23 protein-coding genes are annotated in these 22,649 nt (G+C 67.8%); 5 read left to right on the top strand and 18 right to left on the bottom strand.

Annotation, left to right across the window (positions count from 1 at the left end; translation table 11 throughout):
• Positions 1–65 precede the first annotated feature (65 nt).
• From ASE02_RS04530 to ASE02_RS04515, 4 genes are all read right to left on the bottom strand, one after another.
• Entirely contained in the window at positions 66–1,196 is a 1,131-nt protein-coding gene (locus ASE02_RS04530; RefSeq protein ID WP_056731582.1) for a ferritin-like domain-containing protein, read from the bottom strand.
• Between the two features lie 119 nt (positions 1,197–1,315).
• Positions 1,316–2,104, bottom strand: a complete 789-nt coding sequence (locus ASE02_RS04525) for an ADYC domain-containing protein (RefSeq protein ID WP_056731581.1) — start codon at positions 2,102–2,104, stop codon at positions 1,316–1,318.
• Between the two features lie 58 nt (positions 2,105–2,162).
• Positions 2,163–2,471, bottom strand: a complete 309-nt coding sequence (locus tag ASE02_RS04520; protein WP_056731579.1) for a hypothetical protein — start codon at positions 2,469–2,471, stop codon at positions 2,163–2,165.
• A 124-nt stretch (positions 2,472–2,595) separates the two neighbouring features.
• Positions 2,596–3,600 (bottom strand): NAD-dependent epimerase/dehydratase family protein, encoded by a 1,005-nt coding sequence (locus ASE02_RS04515; protein ID WP_056731576.1) that lies wholly within the window; start codon positions 3,598–3,600, stop codon positions 2,596–2,598.
• Positions 3,601–3,709: 109 nt separating this feature from the next.
• Here ASE02_RS04515 and ASE02_RS04510 point away from each other — a divergent pair, with 109 nt between their 5' ends.
• A complete protein-coding gene (locus ASE02_RS04510; RefSeq protein ID WP_056731573.1) occupies positions 3,710–4,315 on the top strand; it encodes a TetR/AcrR family transcriptional regulator in 606 nt (201 codons plus the stop codon).
• A gap of 4 nt (positions 4,316–4,319) precedes the next feature.
• Here ASE02_RS04510 and ASE02_RS04505 read toward each other — a convergent pair whose 3' ends face one another.
• Both ASE02_RS04505 and ASE02_RS04500 read right to left on the bottom strand, forming a co-directional pair.
• Positions 4,320–4,727, bottom strand: coding sequence for a metallopeptidase family protein (locus ASE02_RS04505; RefSeq protein ID WP_056731571.1), 408 nt, complete (start codon positions 4,725–4,727; stop codon positions 4,320–4,322).
• Positions 4,720–5,307, bottom strand: coding sequence for a hypothetical protein (locus tag ASE02_RS04500; protein ID WP_056731569.1), 588 nt, complete (start codon positions 5,305–5,307; stop codon positions 4,720–4,722). The genes ASE02_RS04505 and ASE02_RS04500 overlap by 8 nt, the downstream gene beginning before the upstream one ends.
• Positions 5,308–5,394: 87 nt before the next feature.
• Here ASE02_RS04500 and ASE02_RS04495 point away from each other — a divergent pair, with 87 nt between their 5' ends.
• Together ASE02_RS04495 and ASE02_RS04490 are read left to right on the top strand one after the other, a co-directional pair.
• Positions 5,395–7,713 (top strand): PAS domain-containing sensor histidine kinase, encoded by a 2,319-nt coding sequence (locus tag ASE02_RS04495; protein WP_056731567.1) that lies wholly within the window; start codon positions 5,395–5,397, stop codon positions 7,711–7,713.
• Positions 7,714–7,796: 83 nt separating this feature from the next.
• The gene (locus ASE02_RS04490) at positions 7,797–8,387 is read left to right on the top strand and encodes a sigma-70 family RNA polymerase sigma factor (RefSeq protein WP_056731565.1); all 591 of its coding nucleotides are present in this window, start codon (positions 7,797–7,799) and stop codon (positions 8,385–8,387) included.
• Between the two features lie 7 nt (positions 8,388–8,394).
• Here ASE02_RS04490 and ASE02_RS04485 read toward each other — a convergent pair whose 3' ends face one another.
• The 7 genes from ASE02_RS04485 to sdhC form a co-directional block, all read right to left on the bottom strand.
• On the bottom strand, positions 8,395–9,594 hold the full coding sequence (locus ASE02_RS04485) for a class I SAM-dependent methyltransferase (RefSeq protein ID WP_156405906.1): 1,200 nt from the start codon (positions 9,592–9,594) through the stop codon (positions 8,395–8,397).
• A gap of 266 nt (positions 9,595–9,860) precedes the next feature.
• Entirely contained in the window at positions 9,861–10,181 is a 321-nt protein-coding gene (locus ASE02_RS04480) for a 2Fe-2S iron-sulfur cluster-binding protein (protein ID WP_056731560.1), read from the bottom strand.
• A gap of 20 nt (positions 10,182–10,201) precedes the next feature.
• Complete coding sequence (locus ASE02_RS04475) at positions 10,202–11,431, bottom strand: NAD(P)/FAD-dependent oxidoreductase (RefSeq protein WP_056731559.1); 1,230 nt, start codon at positions 11,429–11,431, stop codon at positions 10,202–10,204.
• A gap of 81 nt (positions 11,432–11,512) precedes the next feature.
• Positions 11,513–12,295 carry a succinate dehydrogenase iron-sulfur subunit gene (locus tag ASE02_RS04470; RefSeq protein WP_056731557.1) on the bottom strand — a complete coding sequence of 261 codons (783 nt, stop codon included), beginning with the start codon at positions 12,293–12,295 and terminating at the stop codon, positions 11,513–11,515.
• Positions 12,296–12,356: 61 nt separating this feature from the next.
• Complete coding sequence (gene sdhA, locus ASE02_RS04465; protein ID WP_056731555.1) at positions 12,357–14,144, bottom strand: succinate dehydrogenase flavoprotein subunit; 1,788 nt, start codon at positions 14,142–14,144, stop codon at positions 12,357–12,359.
• A 4-nt stretch (positions 14,145–14,148) separates the two neighbouring features.
• Positions 14,149–14,541, bottom strand: a complete 393-nt coding sequence (gene sdhD, locus ASE02_RS04460; protein WP_056731553.1) for a succinate dehydrogenase, hydrophobic membrane anchor protein — start codon at positions 14,539–14,541, stop codon at positions 14,149–14,151.
• Entirely contained in the window at positions 14,541–14,939 is a 399-nt protein-coding gene (gene sdhC, locus ASE02_RS04455; RefSeq protein WP_056731551.1) for a succinate dehydrogenase, cytochrome b556 subunit, read from the bottom strand. Before sdhC ends, sdhD begins: the two co-directional genes overlap by 1 nt.
• A gap of 178 nt (positions 14,940–15,117) precedes the next feature.
• On the opposite strand from sdhC, the gene ASE02_RS04450 reads away from it, so the two are divergent.
• A complete protein-coding gene (locus ASE02_RS04450) occupies positions 15,118–15,999 on the top strand; it encodes a LysR substrate-binding domain-containing protein (protein WP_056731549.1) in 882 nt (293 codons plus the stop codon).
• 18 nt (positions 16,000–16,017) lie between these two features.
• On the opposite strand, the gene ASE02_RS04445 is transcribed toward ASE02_RS04450, so the two are convergent.
• Together ASE02_RS04445 and zapE are read right to left on the bottom strand one after the other, a co-directional pair.
• Positions 16,018–17,235, bottom strand: coding sequence for a PLP-dependent aminotransferase family protein (locus ASE02_RS04445; RefSeq protein ID WP_235536609.1), 1,218 nt, complete (start codon positions 17,233–17,235; stop codon positions 16,018–16,020).
• Positions 17,236–17,431: 196 nt separating this feature from the next.
• Complete coding sequence (zapE, locus tag ASE02_RS04440) at positions 17,432–18,547, bottom strand: cell division protein ZapE (protein WP_056731544.1); 1,116 nt, start codon at positions 18,545–18,547, stop codon at positions 17,432–17,434.
• Between the two features lie 150 nt (positions 18,548–18,697).
• Between zapE and ASE02_RS22210 the strand changes: the two genes are divergently transcribed.
• On the top strand, positions 18,698–18,865 hold the full coding sequence (locus ASE02_RS22210) for a hypothetical protein (RefSeq protein ID WP_156405904.1): 168 nt from the start codon (positions 18,698–18,700) through the stop codon (positions 18,863–18,865).
• 1 nt (position 18,866) lies between these two features.
• Here the strand turns inward: ASE02_RS22210 and ASE02_RS04435 are convergent, their stop codons facing one another.
• From ASE02_RS04435 to ASE02_RS04425, 3 genes are all read right to left on the bottom strand, one after another.
• Positions 18,867–20,207 (bottom strand): pyridoxal phosphate-dependent aminotransferase, encoded by a 1,341-nt coding sequence (locus ASE02_RS04435; RefSeq protein WP_056731543.1) that lies wholly within the window; start codon positions 20,205–20,207, stop codon positions 18,867–18,869.
• A gap of 123 nt (positions 20,208–20,330) precedes the next feature.
• Complete coding sequence (locus ASE02_RS04430; protein WP_056731541.1) at positions 20,331–20,972, bottom strand: hypothetical protein; 642 nt, start codon at positions 20,970–20,972, stop codon at positions 20,331–20,333.
• Positions 20,973–21,015: 43 nt separating this feature from the next.
• Positions 21,016–22,527, bottom strand: coding sequence for a CoA-acylating methylmalonate-semialdehyde dehydrogenase (locus tag ASE02_RS04425; RefSeq protein WP_056731539.1), 1,512 nt, complete (start codon positions 22,525–22,527; stop codon positions 21,016–21,018).
• Positions 22,528–22,649 lie beyond the last annotated feature (122 nt).

The following is a 22,649-nucleotide window of genomic DNA, read 5'->3' as shown; positions in this document are numbered from 1 at the left end:
AAGCGGCGCTCCAGCAAGCTGAAGCGCCGCCTGGGTCCCGGCTTTCACCGGGATGAGCGGTGGTCCTACTCGGCGGCGATCGAGATCGCCTGGCCGATGCGGTCCTTGAAGTTGATTTCCTGGAGGTACTTGATGCCCTCCTCGGCGATGTCGTCGCCGATCATCTTGTCGCCTTCGGCCTTCAGCTCCTCCATGTCCACATAGGTGGCGTAGAAGGCCCGGGTCCGGTCGGTGATGATGCCGGCGTTGAGCAGGGTCTTCACCAGCACGCGGAAGATGTTGGACTGCTCCTTCATGTTCTCGCGGCGGGTTTCGTCGTTCATGTTCGCCGCCATCTCGGCGATCACCCGGTCCGGGTCGAGGCCGAATTCCTCATAGAGGTCGCGCTGCTGGGTGGGGGCCACCAGGTTGAACAGCAGGGTCTGGAAGCAGTGAGCCGCCCAGGTCTCGATGATTTCGTGCTCGGCCTCCGACAGCTTGGGGATGGTCCGGTCGGCCCAGATCTTCCCGAACTTGTGGTGGAAGGCCTCGTCGGTCATCACCAGCTGCATCAGCTTCTTGCCGAGCGGATCGCGGATGTTGTTGAAGAAGGTGGCGAAGGCGCCCATGGCCAGGCCTTCCACCAGCATCTGCATGCCGATGATCTTCTTGTAGACCTCAGGGCTGCCGATGATGTCGATCAGCAGGGCCTTGAGCGTCGGGCCACATTCCACCGGCCGGCCCCAACGGGCCTTGATGTACTTGGCGAAGGCGGTGACGTGCCGGGCTTCTTCACGGGTCTGGTTGGCGGCGTATTCCTGCGCGCCCTGGTCCAGCAGCACATGGCACAGGCTGGCCGACAGGTTCAGCGCGCCCTGTTCGCCATGCAGGATCGAAGAGAACGAACGCAGCGCCGACTGATTGGCGAAACGGACGCGGGTCTTCCAGTCGCTGAGGTGGTTCGACACATAGTCGGTCGACAGCGAGATGATCATCTCCTCGGGGAGGAGCATCTCGTTTTCCATGTCGAAGGGCTCGTCGAAGTCGATGTACTTCTTGTCGAGCGGATCCCAGAAATGGTCGTGGGTGGCCGAGATGATCTTGTCGAAGGCGGTCGAGCGGTTGTTGTAGCGGTCGAGGTCAAGCATGGACTCGAAGTCGTCCGGCGCCACGGCCTCATAGATGATGTCTTTGGTGATGTTGCCGTCGGCGGCCATGGGTCGTCCTCCTCGACAGGGCGCGGTTGTGCACCCGCTGCTTCCTCGTGGCCGTCACCCTTTCAACAGAACAATGATCAGTCAAGAAAAATGACGGGGGCGTCATCTTTGGACAGGCGTCAACTTGGCGGCTTCGAACGGTTAAGCAGCAGCGCCCCGCGCCGCCGGGCCTCGGCCTCGTCGCAAGGCGAGGCGGCGAGCTCTGGTCGCGACTCCAGCAGCACCTTGGTCGGCAGTAGGTTCTCCCAACGGGTGCGGGCGACACAGACTGCGCCGTCAGGGCCCCAACCCGCCTCGAACCGCCAGGCGGGATCGCCGTCGGAGGCGCCGGTGATCACCCCGGCGACGTCGCCCATCTCGATCCTGGTGCCGTTGCGGGTGTGGGCTGCGCCCTGGCCCTCATAGTCGGCCCGCACCATGTGCTGGCAGGCCTGGTAGAACGGCGCGAGGTCAGCACCGCTTTCGGAGCGGCGGAACGGACTGTAGCCCCAGAGGATGCACTTGCCCTGCGAGCCGGAGGTGCAGGCCAGGAACCAACTCCCCTCGTCCTTCACATAGCGGCCCTGCGCGTCCCAGCGCCCGGAGACCGGAAAGCCGGCGCGCCGGCCATAGCCGTCGGCCTGGCACATCGGCTTCCAATCGCCGTCACGGTCGCGAACGCCGAAGCGATGCAACAGGATGGTTGGGTCCTCGGCGGCTGGTTCGACACCGTCCAACCTGGCGGTGAAGACCGTCCCGTCGAAATCGCCGATCTCCATCACCGCCCCGACAAGCTCTTGCGACCCCAGACGCAGTCCCTCCGGCGTTGTCAGCTCGAACCTGGTTTCACGCACCCGCATCGCCGCGAAGGCCGGCGGAACCCCGAACGCCAGGGCGATGCAGACGGCGAAGGCGAGACGCTGGAGCATGGCTTGCGGTCCGGCTTTGCGGAAAACGCGGCGCCCCGTTGGAACGCCGCGCCTGGACTTAGCGGCTGACCGCGTCGGCCTTGGTCGGAAGCACCACCGACAGCACCTTCATGCTGGTCCGCGACGGGCAGACGGACGGCTTCCGGGACGCACAGGCGTCGATCTGACCGACGGTGGCGAGGCCCGCCTGCGAGACGCCGTTCACGCCGCCCGTACCCTTGGTGGATCCGCCGGCCCGCTCGGCCGTGAGGCCGGTCTGGGCGACGCCGTTGAGACCACCGGTCCCCTTGGTCGAACCGCCGGCGGCGGCGGAGGTGGCCGAGGCGATGACGGCGACGCTGGCGAGGACGAAGAGGGTCTTGTTCATGGGGAGGAGCTTTCTTTCAGGCTGGGTGGGCGGCGCATTGGGCGACCGCCGTTCTGCGCGGCCTTGTAGCCGCCCGCCTGATGCACCGAGGTGCAGCGCCATGCACCGCACGTCGCCCAAACCCCTATTCGGCCCCAGGCAGGCTCTGGGCGCACTCGACCACCGTGGTCGTCGCCGGGCGCGGCGAAAAGCCGAGGACGCGCCGCGCCTTCTCTGAACTGAGGCCCATCTTGCGGCCGAGCTCGGGCGTGAAGAACCGCAGCTGCGGGGTGAACCGCGAGGCCAGCCTGAAGGCGAAGTCCGGCATCCGGCGGGTCGGAACCTTGGCCGCCGCTGGACCGAGCGCGCTTCGCAACGCCTTGGCCATGTCGTCCATCCACATGTAGTCGCCCGCCGCGATGAACCGCTGCCCAGCGGCGTCGGGCGAGGTCATGGCGCGGATATGGATGTCGGCCAGGTCGCGGACATCAACTACCCAGAAGCCCAGGCGCGGCAGGCGGGCGGGACGTCCCTGCATGATCCCCTGGATGATCCGGACCGAGCCCAGGTTCTCCTTCGACAGCACCGGCCCGAAGACCGCGCTGGGCAAGACCGTGGTCAGGGTCGTGACGCCCCCAGCGCTCGCCATGAAGTCCCAGGCCGCGCGTTCGGCCAGGATCTTGGAGCGCCGGTAACCGTCGAACTGCGGATCGGCGGGATCGGCCCAGACGCTTTCGTCGCTGTCCTTGCCGGAGTCGCGGGGCGGCCTGGCGGTGGCGGCGGCCGAGGTCATCACCACCCGCTTGACGCCGGCTGCGACCGCCGCGCGCAGCACCCGCAAGGTCCCGTCCCGCGCCGGCCCGATCAGGGCCTCGTCGTCGACGCCCCCGCCCAGCGGCGAGGCGACGTGCAGGACATAGTCGCATCCGGCCATCGCCGCGCCCCACCCCTCATCGCTGGTCAGGTCGGCGATGAAGACCGCCAGCCGCTCGCCGGCTGGGCCTTCAGCCCCGACCGCGGCGCGAAGGGCGGGCTCTTTCGAAAGGCTGCGTAGCGTGGTGCGCACGGCGTAGCCGCGCTCCAGCAGCTCGCGGATGCACCAGCCGCCGACAAATCCCGTCCCGCCGGTCACAAGCACAGTCTCGACCATGGAATACCTCCCGCGCCCAGCTCGGCGCTCGCATATTGCCGCCCAATATCTACACATGTATACATAACCCATCACCGCAAGTCTACAAGTGAAGAATTGTGAGCATGACGTGACGATCAAGCCCCCCGCACGAACCCGAAACGCCGCCGCCACCCGACTGGCGATCCTGCGCTCGGCGCGCGCCGCCTTCGCGCGCTCAGGCTATGACGGGGTGGGCGTGCGCGAGATCGCCAAGGGCGCGGGCGTCACCGCCATGCTGATCAATCGCTATTTCGGATCGAAGGAGCAGCTGTTCGCCGAGGTGGTCGTCGACACAATGGCGCAGCCGGTGATCCTGACCAGCCAGAACCTGGAGGCCGCCAGCCTCAGCGACAGCATGGCCAGCGCCCTGGTCGAGCTGACCACGCCGGGCGCGGCCCCGCTGGACGGCTTCATGATCATGTTCCACTCGGCGTCCAGCGCCAGGGCCGCCGAGATCGCCCGCGACCAGATCGAACGCCATCATCAGGGCGTGATGGCCAGCGCCCTGCAGGGCGACATGGCGGCCGAACGCGCGGCCCTGGTGCTGGCCGTGGTCGCCGGGGTCCAGGTCATGCGGCAGATGATCGGCCTGTCGGCGCTGACGCAGGTCGATCCGCAGGCGCTGCAAAAGCTCCTCGCGCCGCTGCTGCGCGGGCTGATCGAGGGCCAGCCGCCGCCCTGCGACGCTAGGTAAGCCCCTAGTCCGCGGCGGCCTCGATCGAGTCGATGTCAGGGTCCGACAGGCCAAAATGGTGGCCGATCTCGTGGACCAATACGTGGCTGACCAGTTCGGCCAGGGTGACGTCGCCGCGCTCGGCCCACTCGTCCAGGATCGGGCGGCGATAGAGGAACACCCGCGAAGGCCCCGGGGTGGGATCGAAGACCGAGCGGTCGGCGAGGTTCACGCCCTGATAGAGGCCGGTCAGCTCGAAGGCGTCCTCGATGCCGAGATCGTCAAGCACGTCACCCGCCGCGAAGTCGTCGACGCGGAACACCACCTCCCCGGCCATGGCGCGGAAGCCCTCCGGAAGGGCGGCGAAGGCGGCCTCGGCCAAGGCGGCGAGGTCGTCGAGGGACGGGGCGCGTCCGGCGTAGGGGTCACTCATCAGGCACGACTATATGGGGAGACTCCGGCAGCCGCCGCTCGAAAAGCCCAATGTCGAGCGGTTGCTGGGGCTTCACCGGCAGCAACGGTTGGCGGGTGTAGGCGCGCAGGGTGTCGGAATCGACGGGATCGCGGCCGCGCTTGCGGGCGTGACGGGCCTGCGGGCCGCCGACCTTCAGCACCGGCGCCGCGCCGATCCGCCAATAGGAAATCATCACCCGCCAGACGGTGGCCGGGCGCTCGCCGGGCGTCGGCCAGCGGTGGCCGTCCGTGAAGGTGGGCGCGACCGGCGGCGGCGCGCGAAGGCGGCCCGCCCGCGGCGCCACCTGTTCGACCAGCCGCAGGATACGATCCTCGCTGGGCAGCGACACCGTGCGGCCGGGGCGATCATCCTCGATCTGGCCGGGATAGGCGTCGAGGGCGGCGTCGCGCGTCGCATAGGCCGGTCCGAGCGGCTCGGTCACAAAGGCGACAGCCTCGCCTGCGATCTCCAGCGCTTGGCGTTCACGGGCCGCGCGGCCACGCGGCGCCGACAGCGCGAGGGTGGCCTCCGCGGCCACGGGATAGAGGATCGCGGTCATGGGGGGATCATCGCCGAAATGCGCGGACCAAACTATGGTCATTGAGATGATTCGCCGCCTGCAAGGAACGGCGGCGATGGAGCGCGGATGAGCGAGCAACAACTGATCCTGGGAGCCGCCGCCGGCGCGGTGCTGCTGGCGCTGTGCGCCATGGCTTGGCTGGTGGACCAACGGCGGCGCAACGACGCGCGCATGGATGTCCTGAACGCCCGGATCGCCGAGCTGGAAGTCGGGGCGGAAGCCTCGCAAGCCTCGGCCGAAGCCTTTGATTCCGCCCTGCTCTCGGTCCAGGACGGTCACGCCATGCTGGCCTCGGGCGAAGAGAGCCTGGCGCTGTGCGCCGAAGCCCTGGGCCTGTCTCACACCGATCCGCAGGCCGTGGTCTCGGCGCTGATGCGCGCCGACCCGGACCATGCCAGACGCCTGCGGGCGCTGTTCGAACGCGGCGAGGCCTGCGCCTTCGACGTGCAGGGCGCCGGCGGACTGGTCGCCGTGGAAGGCCGAGCAGCCGGCGCGCTCGCCTGGCTGCGGCTCTCGGCGGTGATGGGCGAGGAGGTCGGACTGCCGACCGCGCCGCGTTTCGCCGCCTTCCTGGACGCCCGCCGCTCGCCAGCCTGGATCGCCGCGGCCGACGGCAGCCCGGTCTGGGTCAACGCCGCCTGGCTGACGGCCGCCGGGGTCGCGACCCTGGACGAGGCCGCCGCCCTGGGCGCGTCCTTCGACAAGAACGCCGACAGCCTGGCCAGCGAAGCGGCCAATCTGGGCCTGAGACGCGAGACCCTGCGCTGGACCACCTTCGGCGGCCGTCGCCGCGCCTTCCAGGTGATCGCCCAACCGCTGGAAGGCGGCGGGGTCGGGGTCTGGACCGAGGACCTCACCGAGACCGAGGAGCTGCGCGAGGCGCTGAAGCGCCACGTCGAGGCCCACGACGAGACCCTCAACCACATTGCCGACGCGGTCGCCATCTTCGGCGAGGGCAAGCGGCTGATCTTCCACAACACCGCCTTCGCCGAGTTGTGGAGCCTGGAACCGGCCTGGTTGGCCGAGCGCCCGACACATGGCGAGATCCTCGACCGCCTGCGCCAGCGCCGGCGGCTGCCGGAGACCGTCGACTACGCCAAGTGGAAGGCGGCCGAACTCGACCGCTACGAAGACACCGCCTCGGGCCCCGACGACCTCTGGAGCCTGCCGGAAGGCCGGACCCTGAAGGTCGGCCGCCAGCCCCACCCGATGGGCGGGGTGGTGCTGCTGTTCTCCGACATCACCGGCGAGCTGCGCCTCAAGGCCCAGTACAACGCCCAGATCCAGGTGCAGCAGGCCACGCTCGACAAGCTGAACGACGCCGTCGCGGTGTTCGGCTCCGATGGCCGCCTGCGCCTGCACAACGAGGCCTTCGAGCGGTTCTGGAACATCACCGACGCCCAGCTGGAACAGGCCCACGATTTCGAAGGCGTGGTCGATCTCTGCGTACCGCGTCTGCACGATATGGGCTTCTGGCGCGAGCTGAAGGGCCGCGTCGCCGATCCTGATCCGCAGGCCCGCGCCCCGATCTCCGGCGAGGTGAAGACCTCCGACTCCCGGATCGTGGTCTATCAGTCGCGGCCCCTGCCCGACGGCGCGACCCTGATCGCGTTCGGCGACGTCACCGACGCGCGCAAGCTGGAGCGGGCCCTGGCCGACCGCTCGGCCGCCCTGGCCGAGGCCGAGCGCCTGAAACGCGACTTCGTGGGCAACGTCTCCTACGAACTGCGCACCCCGCTCACCACCATCATCGGCTATTCGGAACTGCTGGAACGCTCCGGCGAGAACCTGTCCGAACGCGGTCGCGGCCACGCCGCGGCGGTGCGCACGGCGGCGACCCAGCTCGCCCGCTCGATCGACGACGTGCTCGACATGGCCCAGATCGACGCCGACGAGATGGCGCTGGACCTCGAGGACGTTCACGTCGCCGAGCTGCTGACCCAATCGGCCGAGCGCTGGGCCAAGGACGCCGAAGCCGCCGGCGTGACCATCAAGGTCGAGCATCCCGACGACATCGGCCTGATCCGCGGCGACATCAAACGCTTGACCCAGACCCTGGACCACCTGACCGAGAACGCCGTGCGCCAGACGCCGGCCGGCGGCCTGGTCACCATCGCCGCCCGCCGGGCCCTGGGCGAGATCCAGCTGCAGGTGACCGACACCGGCCGCGGCATCCCGTTCCACGTCCAGGCGCACATCTTCGATCGCTTCATCGGCCGCGAGCGCGGCGGGCCGGGCCTGGGCCTGGCCCTGGTCAAGGCGCTGGTGGAGCTGCATGGCGGCTGGGTGGCCCTGGAAAGCGAGCCTGGGGCCGGCGCGACCTTCACCTGCCACCTGCCGGAAGCGGCCCAGGGCGCGGCGGGACACCCGGAGCTTAGCTTTTAACCATCCAAGCGGAGCCTTTCGGCCGCGGGAGCGTTTAGTACCCTGAGGGGTGCGCAACACCCCGGCTTGAATGAAGGTGACCGATGTCTAACCAGGCAAGCGCGGACGACATTTTCAAAACCGAACTGACCGGGCTGATCCCGCAGATGCGCGCCTTTGCGCGCTCGCTCTGCCGTGACGCGGTCGCCGCCGACGACCTGGCCCAGGACGCTCTTCTGAAGGCCTGGAACAACCGCACCAGCTACCAGCCCGGCACCAACATGAAGGCCTGGACCTTCATGATCCTGCGCAACCAGTTCTATTCGGACAAGCGCCGCTCGTGGCGCTCGACCCAGCTCGACCCGGAGGTCGCCGAACGGACCCTGGTCGCCGCCTCCAACCCGATGGCCAGCCTGGAGCTGGACGAGGTGCGCCGCGGCCTGGCCATGTTGCCCGAGGACCAACGCGAGGCGCTGATCCTGATCGGGGCCGGCGGACTGTCCTACGAGGAGGTCTCGGAGATCTGCGGCTGCGCCATCGGTACGATCAAGAGCCGCGTCAGCCGCGCCCGCGACCGTCTGGCGACCATCATCGAAACCGGCGCCTACGACCAGGACGACATCCTGCCGTCCAGCGCCATGGAAACCCTGATCGCGCAGCTTGAATCGCTGCGCGGCGCCGCCATCGCCGCCTAGGCCAACCTCACCGGAGCGCTCGGCGCGACCATCCCGAATAGGTGAAGGTCGCGGGCTCCGGGGCTCGGGCGTAGCAATAGCCCGTCAGCCCAGAACTGCTCTGCAGATGCGCCCGCACGGTGGCGCCCGCCTGCGCCTGATCCCGGGATAGCCGGAACGACCAGCCGACCGGCGCATTGGCCGAGCCTGGGAAGTGTTTCAACACGTCGGGCCGCTCGATCCCCGGAACGACTGACAGCACCGGAGCGCCGCCCACGTGGACGCTGACCTGCGAGATCGTCGCCCCCGGCGTGCGCTCGATGGCCCAGCCCGAGAACTCCAGGTCGCCGTTCGACAGGGTCGCCACGCTCTCGAAGCCGCCCATGGGCGAGCTCGCCAGCGTCAGGCCCGACAGGTCCACGCCCGGCGCGCCGACCACGTAGAGGTCCTGGTTCTCATAGAGCCCCTTGGGGAACCGCCGCCAGCTGAGGCCCGGCGCCAGCCGCGCGATGGCCGCGCCGACAAAGGCCTCGGTGACATAGGACATGCCGTAGATGTCGAGATCGAGCGAGCTGCTCTCGCTGAAGCGCAGATAGTGCAGGCCCGAGGCGTCCATGACCTCGCCGGCCGGCAGGATCGCCTCGTCGTGGACGCTGAAGGCCAGCACGCCGCGCGGCCCGACCAGGCGGTACAACCGCTCCAGCCACTGGTGGAACAGCTCGGTCGGCAGGTGGGAGAACATCGAGCCGACCAGCACGATGTCATGCTTGCCGGCATGATCGAATACGGCCGGATCCTTGGCCGAGTGCACGCCGTTGACCCCGAAGGTGGCGACCTGCCAGTCGATGGCCTGGTGATAGATGTCGGCGACGTAGATCTGGTCGGGACGCAGGCGCTGCTCCAGCAGGCGCGTCAGCCGGCCCCAGCCCGAGGCGAAATCGAGCACGGTGCCTAGCTTGTCGAAGCCGCCGAACACGCCCTCCGCGATCTGGCGATAGGCCTCACCCAGCCGCATCGCCGACTCGACGAACTTGAACGCCGAGATCGAGCTGTCGAACTCGTAGTTCGGCAGGATGGCGTTGAAGAACATCTCGTCCTGGCCGGGCAACGGCTTGCAGAACTTGACGGGGTCCACGCCGTGGAGCCGCAGATAGTCCTCGATGAAGGCCCGATAGACGGGGTCCACCTGCTCAAAGGAGAGATCAGGCGAGGGGTGCTCTGCAGTCACGCTGGCGGTCTCCCGGAGCCATGCGAAAGGCTCGATTCCAAGGGCGGCGACGCGCCAACGCGTCGCGGGCCCCGGCTATAGCACCCGCCACAGCGCGAGGCAGCCACAACGCGCGTCATCCTCCGGGCTCGCGCAGCGAGATCCGGGGGACCCAAGCTGAATCTCGGGATAGAGCAACGACCGCTTGGGTCCCCCGGATCGTCTTGCAGACGACCGGAGGATGACGAAGCGGCGGCGACGCCAACCAGGCGTCGCCCTTGAAAGCCTTAGTGCTGGCTTTCCGGCATCCGCACGACGAGGCCGTCGAGCGCGTCGCTGACCTTGATCTGGCAGGACAGGCGGCTGTTCGGCTCAACGTTCTCGGCGAAGTCGAGCATGGAGTCTTCCATGGCCGAGGTCGAACCGGTCTTGTCCTGCCAGGCGGCGTCCACATAGACGTGGCAGGTCGCGCAGGCGCAGGCTCCGCCGCAGTCGGCGTCGATGCCCGGGACGTTGTTCTTCACAGCGCCTTCCATCACCGTCAGGCCATTCTTCACGTCGATGACGTGTTCGGTGCCGTCGTGCTCGATGTAGGTGATCTTGGCCATTTACTCCCCTTCGCCGCTTGTTATGCAGCGACCTCTTTCATGGATACGGACGTGTCGGCAAGCCGCTCGAGATTGACCGGCTTGCGGTTGGCGATGAGCTGTTTGCCCATCATGAACTCCGGGGGCGAGTTGATCGCCTCCACGGCTTGGACCTGATCGCCCTTCAGGTGAAAGACTGCGAACTTGGCGCTGGCCGGGTCGCCGCGCAGCAACACGCGGTCGGCGTCGAACGGCAGGCCGGCGATCTGGAGCTTCAGATCGTATTGATCCGACCAGTTCCAGGGCACCTCGGGAGTCGGCGCCGCGCGGCCAGTGATGGCCGAGGCCGCCTGCTTGGCCTGTTCCAAGGCGCTGGGCACGCTCTCGGGGCCGAACATCCGGTCGTAGTGCGGCATCGGCCGGTGAGTGACGTCGCCGATCGCGAAGACGCTGGGATCGGCCGTGCGGGCTTCCAGATTGACCACCACGCCGCGGGCGCATTCCAGGCCGGCGTCGCGGGCGATCTCGTCATTGGGGGTTGCGCCGACGCCCAGCAGCACGACGTCGCAGGCGACGATCCGGCCGTCGGCCAGACGCACGCCGCTGACCTTGCCGCCCTCGCCGATGAAGCCGCTGACGCTGGCGCCCAGCACGAACTCGACGCCGCGGGAGATGTGATAGTCACGGAAGAAGTTGGAGAGCGGCTCGCAGGCGCTGCGGGCCAGGATGCGCGCCTCGCGTTCCAGCACCACCGCCTCGGCGCCGAGCGCGCGAGCCGAGGCCGCGACCTCCAGGCCGATATAGCCGCCGCCGACGATCACCAGCCGCTTGCCAGGACCGAGCGCCGCCTTGATCGCCTCGGCGTCGGCGGCCGAGCGCAGGGTGAGTACGCCGGGCAGATCCGCGCCTTCGATCGGCAGCCGGATCGGCCGCATGCCGGTGGCGATGATCAGGATGTCGTAGCTGAGGGTCTCGCCGTTGGAGAGCGAGACGCTCTTGTCCGAGCGGGCCAGCTTCTCGGCGCGGGTATTGGGCCGGAAGTCGATGTTGTGGTCGGCGTAGAACTCCAGCGGCTTCAGCGCCAGGGAATCGGCGTCGGCCTCACCCTTCAGCCAGGCCTTGGACAGCGGCGGCCGCTGATAGGGCGGGATCGGCTCCTCGCCCACCAGGGTGATGAGTCCGGTGTGGCCATACTGGCGAAGCAAGGCCGCAGCCGTGCCGCCGGCGTGGCCTGCCCCGAGGATCACAATATGCGCGTCCGATTGGCTCATAGAAGCCCCATGCAGAAAAGTGACGGCGCCGTCAACTTTCCAAACGCCGTTCGGATTAGATCGTAGACCAGCAGACCGCGATCAGACGACGCGGTCCACCAGCATCTTCTTGATCTCGCCGATGGCCTTGGCCGGATTCAGGCCCTTGGGACAGACCTGCGCACAGTTCATGATCGTGTGGCAGCGATAGAGCTTGAAGGGGTCCTCCAGCTCGTCCAGGCGATCGCCGGTGGCCTCGTCGCGGCTGTCGATCAGCCAGCGATAGGCGTGCAGCAGAGCCGCCGGGCCCAGGTACTTGTCGCCGTTCCACCAGTAGCTGGGGCACGAGGTCGAGCAGCAGGCGCACAGGATGCACTCATAGAGGCCGTCCAGCTTTTCCCGGTCTTCCGGGCTCTGGCGCCACTCGGTCTGCGGTTCCGGCGTCGTGGTGTGCAGCCAGGGCTCGATCGAGGCGTACTGAGCGTAGAACATGCTCATGTCCGGGATCAGGTCCTTGATCACCGGCATGTGCGGCAGCGGGCTGATCTGGCAGTCCTTGCCGGGCACTTCTTCGTGGCCATGGGTGCAGGCCAGCGTGTTGCGGCCGCCGATGTTCATGGCGCAGGATCCGCAGACCCCCTCGCGGCACGAGCGGCGGAAGGACAGCGTCGGGTCGATGTCGTTCTTGATGTGAATCAGAACGTCCAGGACCATCGGACCGCAGGCCTCGACGTCGACGTCATAGGTGTCCCAGCGCGGGTTCTCGGTCCCCTCGGGATCGTAGCGATAGATCTTGAAGGTCTTCACCTTCTTGGCCCCGGCGGGCGCGGCGTGGTGCTTGCCCTTCTGGACGCGGGAATTCTTGGGCAGAACGAGCTGGACCATCAGACGCTTTCCTTAAGCGAGGACGCGTTAAACGAGGAAATCAAGGAAGCCATCACCGGTCCTAGTACACCCGCGCCTTGGGCGGGATGTAAGCGATGTCGTTGGTCAGGGTGTAGCTGTGCACCGGCCGGTAATCGATCGCGACCTTGCCGGTCTTGTCGTCGAACCAGGTCAGGGTGTGCTTCATCCAGGTTTCGTCGTTGCGGTCCGGGAAGTCCTCGTGGGCGTGGGCCCCGCGGCTTTCGGTGCGGTTGTGGGCGCCGGCCACCGTGGTGATCGCCTGGCCGACCAGGTTGTCGAACTCCAGGGTCTCCAGGAGGTCGGTGTTCCAGATCATGCCGCGGTCGGAGACCTTGAGGTCCGGGCGCTTGGCGTGGACGGCGGCGAGCCGCTCGACGCCGGAGGCCAGGCTCTCGCTGGTGCGGAAGACGGCGGCGTCCTCCTGCATCGCCTTCTGCATTTCGAGGCGCAGGGTGGCGGTGGTGGTGCCGCCCGAGGCGTTACGGAACTTGTCGAAGCGGGCCAGGTGACCATCGGTCATGGCCGGCTTCAGCTCCGGCTGGGTCGCGCCGGCCTTGATGGTGTCGGCGCAGCGCAGGGCGGCCGAGCGGCCGAACACCACGAGGTCGATCAGCGAGTTGGAGCCCAGGCGGTTGGCGCCGTGCACCGAGACGCAGGCCGCTTCACCCACGGCCATCAGGCCCGGAACCACCTTGTCCGGATCGTCGCCCAGACGGGTCACGACCTCGGAGTAGAAGTTCGTCGGGATGCCGCCCATGTTGTAGTGCACGGTCGGCAGGACCGGGATCGGCTCCTTGGTCACATCGACGCCGGCGAAGACCTTGGCGCTTTCCGAAATGCCCGGCAGGCGTTCGGCTAGCATCTTCGGATCCAGGTGATCGAGGTGCAGGAAGATGTGGTCCTTCTTCGGACCCACGCCGCGGCCTTCGCGGATTTCGATGGTCATGGCCCGGCTGACCATGTCGCGCGGAGCCAGGTCCTTCACGGACGGCGCATAGCGCTCCATGAAGCGCTCGCCCTCGGAGTTGGTCAGATAGCCGCCCTCGCCGCGCGCGCCCTCGGTGATGAGGCAGCCCGCGCCATAGATGCCGGTCGGGTGGAACTGGACGAATTCCATGTCCTGCAGGGGCAGGCCGGCGCGCAGCGCCATGCCGCCGCCGTCACCGGTGCAGGTGTGGGCGCTGGTGGCCGAGAAGTAGGCGCGGCCGTAGCCGCCGGTCGCCAGGATGACCTGCTGGGCCTGGAAGCGGTGCAGGGTGCCGTCGTCGAGCTTCCACGCGGTCACGCCGCGGCAGACGCCTTCGTCCATGATCAGGTCGAGGGCGAAGTACTCGATGAAGAACTCGGTGTCGTGCGCCAGGCTCTGGCCATACATCGTATGAAGCATGGCGTGGCCGGTGCGGTCGGCCGCCGCGCAGGTGCGCTGGATCGGGGCCTCGCCGAAGTTCTTGGTCATGCCGCCAAAGGCGCGCTGGTAGATCTTGCCTTCCGAGGTGCGCGAGAACGGCACGCCCCAGTGTTCCAGCTCATAGACCGCGGCCGGCGCGTTGCGGCACAGGTACTCGATGGCGTCCTGGTCGCCCAGCCAGTCCGAGCCCTTGACGGTGTCGTACATGTGCCAACGCCAGTCGTCCTCGCCCATGTTGCCGAGCGAGGCGGAGATGCCGCCCTGGGCCGCGACGGTGTGCGAGCGGGTCGGGAAGACCTTGGAGATGCAGGCGGTCTTCAGACCGGCCTGGGCGCAGCCGAGCGCGGCGCGGAGGCCCGAGCCGCCGGCCCCGACCACGACGACGTCGAACTTGTGATCGATGAACTGATAGTTCGCCATGGGATTAGTAAGCGCCTCCCAGCGCGACCTTCAGAATGGAGAACACCGCCAGCGCCCCGACGAGCGAGCAGACGAAGAGATTGAGCAGCAGCAGCCCGGCGCGGGTCAGGTGCTTTTCGATATAGTCCTCGATCACCACCCGCAGGCCGGCGTGCATATGCATGAAGCCGACAACCACGAAGAGGCCCATCAGCACCGGGTTGAGCGCTGAGGAGGTCAGCCACTCCACCGCGCCGTAATAGTCGGTGGCCGCCAGGCGCAGGCCGGCGAACACAGCCCAGATGACCAGCGGAACCAGCGCCACGGCGGTGACCCGCTCGGCGATCCAGGCGCCCACGCCATGCTTGGCGGCGCCGAGGCCGCGAGCGCGGCCCAGAGGTGTGCGATAGCTGGCCATCAGAGCGCTCCCGTCATGCCGGCGATAATCCAGACCGCGAGGGTGGCGGCGATGGCGAAGGCGATGGTGGCGATCGCCCCCATGGTCGCCGTCTTCAGATTGTAGCCGTGACCGGCGTCCCAGATCAGGTGCTGGATACCCTTGGCCAGGTGATAGAAGGTCGCCAGGGTCATGCCGAACATGACGACCTTGCCGAGCGGCGAGCCCATGACCGCCTTGAACATCCCGTAGGCCTCAGGCCCGGCGGCGAGCGTCATCGCCCAGATCGCCAGGATCAGACCCCCGCCATAGAGCGCGCAACCCGAGGCGCGGTGCAGGATCGAGGTGGCCATGGTCAAGTGCCACCGCCAGATCGTCGTATGTGGCGAGAGCGGGCGTTCGCGGGGGGCGTCTGTCATGAGCGTTCCGAACTGGAAGAAGCGGCTCCGCTTTTAAGCCGCAGCCCTTAAGTGTCAACGAAGGCGGCGCGGCGTGGCGAACAGACGTCGCCAAGCCTTCGCCAACGCCGAAGTTTCCCGCATTTTTCTTTTGATGCAATGCGTCTTTCCCGTAAGCATCCTTCGCGGGAGACGAAGGATGCGGTTCGACCTGATCGATCTGAGGCTGTTCTGCGAGGTGGCGGACGCCGGTTCCATCACGCGCGGCGCCGAACGCAGCGCCCTGGCCCTGGCGGCGGCCTCGACCCGCATCCGCAATATGGAGGACGCCTTGGGCGCGCCCTTGCTGGAACGCTCGCGCCAGGGCGTCACCCTGACCCCGGCCGGCCGCACCCTGCTCAAGCACGCCCGCACGATCCTTTCGCAGACCGCACGGCTGCGCGAGGACCTGGGCGCCTATGCCGGCGGCCTGTCGGGCGAGGTGCGGCTGCTGGCCAACACCAACGCCCTGACCGAATTCCTGCCCGAGGCGCTCAGCGCGTTCCTGGCCGGCCACCCCCATGTGAGCGTCAATCTGGAGGAGCGCCTCTCCGACGAGATCGTCGGGCTGGTCGCCGAAGGGGTCGGGGATGTCGGGATCGTCGCCGGCACCGTCGACATGGGCAGCCTGGAAACCTTCCCGTTCCGCTCCGACCGCTTCGTGGTGGTCAGCAGCGCGGTCCATCCGCTGGCCCAGCGCAGCTCGATGACCTTCGCAGACGTGCTCGGCTTCGATCTGGTCGGCCTGGACCGTGCCAGCTCGCTGCAACGCTTCCTCTCGACCAAGGCGGCGCGCGAGGGTCGCCCCCTGCGCCTGCGCGTCCAACTCCGCAGCTTCGACGCGGTCTGTCGGCTGGTGGAGTGCGGGGTCGGGGTCGGGGTGGTGCCGGAAACCACCGCCCGGCGCGCGGCGCGCACCATGTCGCTGGGCATCGTTCAGCTGACCGACGACTGGGCGCGGCGCGACCTGACCATCTGCGTGCGCGACTTAGGCCAGCTCGCCCCCTACGCCCGCGAGCTGGTGAACAGCCTGCGGCCGTAGGAGATCGCCAACGCGCGGCTAGGCTGCGCCCCTCATCGCCCGCTTCACGTTGGAGCCGGGATGGGCGAGCCGCGCTTCAACGACCCGCGCCAGGCGGCGCACGCCCTCGTCGATACCTTCTGGGCTGAGCAGCGAGTAGCTGAGCCGCAGGGTGTTGGCCTGGGGTTCAACGGCGAAGAACGGCGCGCCGGGCACGAAGGCGACCCTCTCCTCCGCCAGCGCCGCCTCCAGCAGGTGGGCGCCGTCGAGACCCTCAGGCGCCTTGAGCCAGACGAACATCCCACCCTGGGGCTTGGACCAGGTGACGCCCATCGGCATGTGCCGGGCGAGCGCGGTCTGCATGGCTGAGGCGCGTTCGCGGTAGTGGACGCGCAAGCGCTCCAGGTGGCCATCATAGTCCTCGGCGATCACCCGCGCGGCGACCATCTGGTTGATCGTCGAGACATGCAGGTCGCAGCCCTGCTTGAGCAGCACGAGCTTGTCGATCACCGGCCTTGGCGCGCAGACCCAGCCGAGACGCAGCGCCGGCGACAGGGTCTTGGAGAAGGTGCCGCAGTAGAGGGTCCGGGCGCTCTCGATCGAGCCTGACCGCGCCACGTCCAGCGCCAACAGCGACGGCTCGCTGGTCCCGGCGAAGCGCAGTTCGCGATAGGCGGCGTCTTCGATCACCACCAGGTCGTGGGCCGAGGCGCGGTCCAACACCGCCTCGCGTTCCCGGCGCGTCATGGTGCGGCCCGATGGATTGGCGAAGTCGGGGACCAGATAGGCCAGCCGCGCGCCGGCCGGGACCTCCTGCGCGTCCAGATCGCCATAGGTCGGCTCATAGGCGTTGAAGGCGCCGAGCGCGCCCATATAGGTCGGCCGCTCGGCCAGCACGGCGTCGCCTCGCGTCAGGAACAGCTTGCCGATCAGGTCGAGCGCCTGCTGGGAGCCGGCGGTGATGACGATATTGCCCTCGTCGCAAGACACGCCGTCGGCGCTCATCCGCGCGGCGATCCAGCGGCGCAACTCCGGCAGGCCCTCGCTCACCGAATACTGCAGCGCCTGGGCGCCAGCCTGCTTCAGCACGTCCTCGTACGCCGACTGGATACGCTCAGCGGGAAACAGCTGCGGATCGGGAATACCGCCGGCGAAGGACAGGATGTCCGGCTGATCCAGCAGCTTCAGCAACTCGCGGATCTCGGAGGCGCGGACATGCGTCATCCGTTCAGCGAAGCGGTCAGTCCAGGTGTTCATGGGAAGCTCCATCGTGTGCGGATGGAGCAATGTCTGGCCAATCCATCCGCAAAATTTGCGGGGATCGGCGGGGTGAGCAGCTAGCTGCGCACGACCTCGCGTCGCCCCGGAAGGGCGGCGGCTACTTTCAGAGAAAGGGCGGGGCGCTGGCTCATAACGGCGTGACCATAGGGGCCTGGCGCGCCGATGTCACCACCTAGGGCCGCTCTTCCAGCCAATCGGCCGAGCGCATTTCCTGCAGGCGCGAGGCGGTGCGCTCGAACTCGAAGGCGCCGTCGCCTTCCGGATAGAGGGCCGCCGGCTCAGCCTCGGCCAGGACGATCAGCCGGACGTGGGCCTCATAGAGGGCGTCGATCAGGATCACGAAGCGCCGCGCCTCCTCCCGGCGATTGGCGGTGAGCTTGGGCAGATCCTGCAGGAACACGGTGTGGAACCGCTCGGCGATGGCCACATAGTCGTTCGGTCCCAGCGCCACCGAGCACAGGCTGGCGAAGGTCGCCCGCACCATGCCGCCGCAGGTGTGCGGCAGGTGGACCTTGCGGCCCAGCACCTCCAGCGTCTCGCCGATCTCCTCCTCGGCCCCCAGCATGTCGCGCCACAGCGCGTCGAAGCAGCGTTGGTTGTCGGGGTCGTTCGGCGAGAACCAGGTGCCCGCCGCCCGCAGGCGGTCCAGCCGGTAGTCGTGCGGGCCGGCCACGCTCACCACCTCCACCTTGCTCTTCAGCAATTCGATGAACGGCAGGAACAGCTGGCGGTTGATGCCGTCCTTGTAGAGCTGGTCGGGCAGCCGGTTGGAGGTCGCCACCAGGGTGACGCCGCGGGCGAACAGCGCCTCGAACAGCCGGCCCAGGATCATGGCGTCGGCGATGTCGGTGACCTGGAACTCATCGAAGCACAGCAGCCGCGCCTGGCCGGCGACCACATCGGCCAGCGGCGGGATCGGGTCGTCACCCTTAGCCTGCCCGAACTTGGCCTTGCGCGCGGCGGCGTCGCCCTTGCGCCAGGCGTCGATCAGCCGGTGGATCTCACCCATGAAGACGTGAAAGTGGACGCGGCGCTTCTTGTCGACCGGCGCGCTGGCGAAGAACAGGTCCATCAGCATGGACTTGCCGCGCCCGACCGGCCCGATCAGATAGACGCCGCGTTGGCCCTCAGGCTTCTTGAAGAAGGCGGCGAAACCGCTGGGCTCGGCGGCGACAAGGTCGCCCTCCAGCCGCACCAGCGCGGCGAGCGCGGCGGCCTGGGCCGGATCGGGGCGTATCTCGCCCTGCGCCAGGCGGGCGTCATAGGCGGCTTGGAGCAGGGAGGCCATCGCGTCGGCCTAACCCGCCCTCGCCGTCGCCTCAAGCGGAACAGTCTTCACGCCTGGGCGGTTGATCTATTCTGACCAAGCCAGGAGCCCGCCATGCCCCCGAGAAAATCCAGTGTCACGGAAGCCCCCTCCTTCCAGCCTGAAGACGGATTGGATCCGGTCGTCACCGACATCGAAGAGATCGACGGGCTTGAGGCGGAGGGCAGTCACCAGGGCATCGGGCGACGCGCGGACAAGCCGCCCTCCGATCGCGAACACGGCCTGAAGACCCGCGCCCGCAACAAGGAGATCAACAGCGGTCGTCCGTTCAGCGGCTGACTTAGCCGGCCGCCGCCAGTTCAACGCCGAGCGGCCGCGCCTGCGCGCCGCTCGCCAGATAAGCGGCGAGCGCCCCGCGCAGGTGCTGCAGGATGGCCTCGAACTTTTGCTCGTCAGGCTCCAGCAGGGTGAAGCGGAAGCCCTCGAGATCGGAGTTGAAGCCGGTGGACAGCGGCACCACGCAGATCCCGGTGTTCCCGAGCAGGTGGTAGACGAACCGGGCGTCGAGCGCGTCACCAAGGTAGGGACCGATGATGGCCTCGACCTGCGGCGCCATGGGCAGGCTCTGGTCCGGCGCCAGGGCGCCCTCGCGGAACACCGCGGTCATGTAGAAGGCGCCGCGGGCCGGATGGATGATCAGCTCGGGCAGGCCGCCCAGCACCTCGACGGCGCGCTGGGCGCGGCGGTCGTAGGCCGAGACGCGGGTCTCCAGATAGGGATAGTAGCGCTCATCGCCCATGACCCGCGGCAGCACCTTCTGCGGCAGGGTGGTGGCGCAGACCTCCAGCATCTTGGCTTCCAGCAGCGACCTGGCGAAGCGGTCGAAGTTCTGGTCCTGATCGCGGTTGTAGATCTCGATCCAGCCGCAGCGCGAACCGGGCCAAGGGAATTCCTTGGAGATGCCGCGCATGGCGATGGCCGGCACCTTGCCGACGACCGAGGCAAGCTTGCGCATGCCGCTGCCGAGGTAGGCCAGGTTCGAGTAGATCTCGTCGGAGATGATGAACAGGTCGTGGCGCGCGGCGATGTCGACGATCGCGGCCAGGGTCTCCTCCGGATAGACGAAACCCGTCGGGTTATCCGGATTGATGATGATGATCGCCGCGATGTCGGGGTTGCCGATCACCTTGGCCTCCAGATCCGCCAGGTCGGGCTTCCAGCCGTTCTCGGGATCGAGGCGATAGGTGATGTGCGGCGCGCCGGCGTGGGCGGCTTCGGCCGACGAGTGGGTCGGATAGGCCGGGTTCGGACCGATGACGCGGGCCTTGGGGTGCAGCGCGCCATAGATGGTCGAGATGGCGTCGCCCAGGCCGTTGAAGAACAGGATGTCGTCCGGCGTGATTTGGATGCCGCCCTCGAGATTCCGCTCGTGGGCGATGTAGGCGCGCGTCTCGTCCAGGCCCTTGGTCGGCGAATAGGCGAAGCTCAGATCCTCGCCCGCGGCCTGGGTGACGATCTCCTTGATCCAGTCCGGGACGCGTTCGCCCTTGGCCACCGGGTCGCCGATGTTCTCCCAGCGGATGGCTGCGCCGGTCGTCTCGATAGCTCGCGCTACCTCCACGATCTGGCGGATTTCGTAGCGCAGGTTGTCCGCGCCGGGATGGACGATTTGCGTTCGCAAGAACTGGATACCCTTAACTCTGCGGGCCTGGCCGCAGCCGTCGCTGATCGACGGCCAGCGGTTCCTAGTCAATTGCGCGCTTGATGTGGAGCAGGAAATGGCTGCGTCCGCGTCGCAGGGGCCCTAGCCCTTCACGCCCAATTCCTTGCGCACGAAGCGATAGGTCTCGCGCTCTTCGCAGGCGCAGCCGCGCATCTTCCCGTCGGCCGTCCACCAGATCAGGGTCGGGTAGGCGAAGTTTATGCCGTTGGCCTTCAGCAGCGGCTGCAGATCGGTGACCATCTTGCGACCGGCCTCCACCACCGCGGTGCGGGCCATGTCGCCGTCGGCCGGGGCGATGCCTGGCGCCTTCCAGGCCTCGGCCGGGACGGACTCCCAGCGCTCCATCAACGGCCAGGAGCGGTTGAGCCAGATCTCGGCGACGGTCGAACGCTCCGCCGGCGTCGACTTGGACACGCCGTTGTGGTCGGCCCGGGCGATCTCGATCACGCGGGTGTCGACATTGGCGGCGTGCAGCAGCGGGAACTCCTCGGCCTTGAACTGCACGCAGTCCGGGCAGGTGCGGAACGAGACCATATAGAGCTTCGGCCCGGTCTTGCCGGGCGACACCCAGCCGGAGGTCTCTAGGATCTTGGTGATCTCGGCCTGGTGCTTGGTGATGGTCTTCGGGCGCCAGCGGAGCTCGTAGTTCCAGTAGGCCCAACCGCCGACCACGACGAGCGCCCCGACCAGGATCAGGATCGCCCACAACTGGAACCGCTTCATCTCAACCCCGTCACTCGACCCACGAACACCTACAGTAGAGGCGTCACTTCATGGTGGGAATGACGAAGGCGCTGTCCTCGCTCATGCCCTCCGGCCAGCGGGCGGTGATGGTCTTGACCTTGGTGTAGAAGCGCACGCCTTCGAGGCCATGCTGGTTGACGTCACCGAACGCCGAACGCTTCCAGCCGCCGAACGAGTGGTAGGCGACCGGCACCGGGATCGGCACGTTGATGCCGACCATGCCGACCTGCACCCGGCTGGCGAACTCGCGCGCCGCGCGGCCGTTGCGGGTGAAGATCGCCACGCCGTTGCCGTACTGATGTTGGCTGGGCAGGGCCAGGGCCTCTTCGAAGCTCTCGGCGCGGACGATCTGCAGCACCGGCCCGAAGATCTCCTCTTGATAGGTCCGCATCCCGGCCTTGACCTGGTCGAACAGGCTGGGGCCGATGAAGAAGCCCTGCTCGAAGCCCTGCAGCGAGAAGCCGCGGCCGTCGACCACCAGCTCGGCGCCCTCGTCGACGCCGAGCTGGATGTAGTCGGCGATCTTCTGGCGATGGGCGGCGGAGACCACCGGGCCGTATTGGGCGCCCGCGTCGGTGGAGATCCCCACCTTCAGCGAGGCGATCTCGGCCACCATCCGCTCGCGCAGTTCATCGGCGGTCTTCTGGCCGACCGGCACCACCACCGGCAGCGCCATGCAACGCTCGCCGGCCGAGCCGAAGGCCGCGCCCGACAGGTCCTTGATCACCTGGTCGAGATCGGCGTCGGGCAGGACGATGCCGTGGTTCTTGGCCCCGCCCATGGCCTGGACGCGTTTCCCGTGCGCCGTGCCGGTCTGGTAGACGTAGTGGGCGATGTCGGAGGAGCCGACGAAGCTCACCGCGGCGATGTCCGGATGGGTCAGGATAGCGTCGACCGCGACCTTGTCGCCGTGCACCACGTTCAGCACGCCCTTCAGGTCCATGCCCAGATTGGCCCCGGCCTCCATGAACAGCTCGGCCAGCCGCACCGGCAGGGTCGGGTCCTTCTCCGAGGGCTTCAGGATGAAGGTGTTGCCGACCGCGATGGCGATGCCGAACATCCACATCGGGATCATGCCGGGGAAGTTGAACGGGGTGATCCCCGCCGCCACGCCCAGCGGCTGGCGCATCGAATAGACGTCGATGCCAGGGCCGGCGCCCTCGGTGTATTCACCCTTCAGCACATGCGGGATGCCGCAGGCGAACTCGATCACTTCCAGCCCGCGCTGAATGTCGCCCTTGGAGTCGGCCACCACCTTGCCGTGCTCGGAGGACAGCAGTTCGGCCAGTTCCTCCATCCGCGCCTCGACCAGACGCTTGAACTCGAACATCACCCGCGCCCGGCGCTGGGGATTGGTCGCCGCCCAGGCCGGCTGCGCGGCCAGCGCCGCCTGCACCGCACCATCGACCTCCGCCGCCGTAGCCAGGGCGACTTTTGCCTGAACCTCACCGGTGTTGGGGTTGAAAACGTCGCCGAAACGGCCCGAGACGCCAGCAACCGCCACGCCGGAGATGAAATGTTGGATATCGCGCATACCGAAGTTCTAGGCCTTCGCGAAGCGCCTGGGTAGACCTGACGGGGCGTCAAACAAACACGGTGCGCGCCGGCGCGCCGAAAGCCCAAGCGCCCCTTGCCCTGGCGGCGAGGCGCGGCGCA

The organism is Phenylobacterium sp. Root700 (genome assembly GCF_001429025.1).
In the GTDB taxonomy this organism is placed as follows: domain Bacteria; phylum Pseudomonadota; class Alphaproteobacteria; order Caulobacterales; family Caulobacteraceae; genus Phenylobacterium.
Note: the sequence above shows the minus strand (reverse complement) of the source record. Positions and strands in the feature narration are given on the sequence as shown.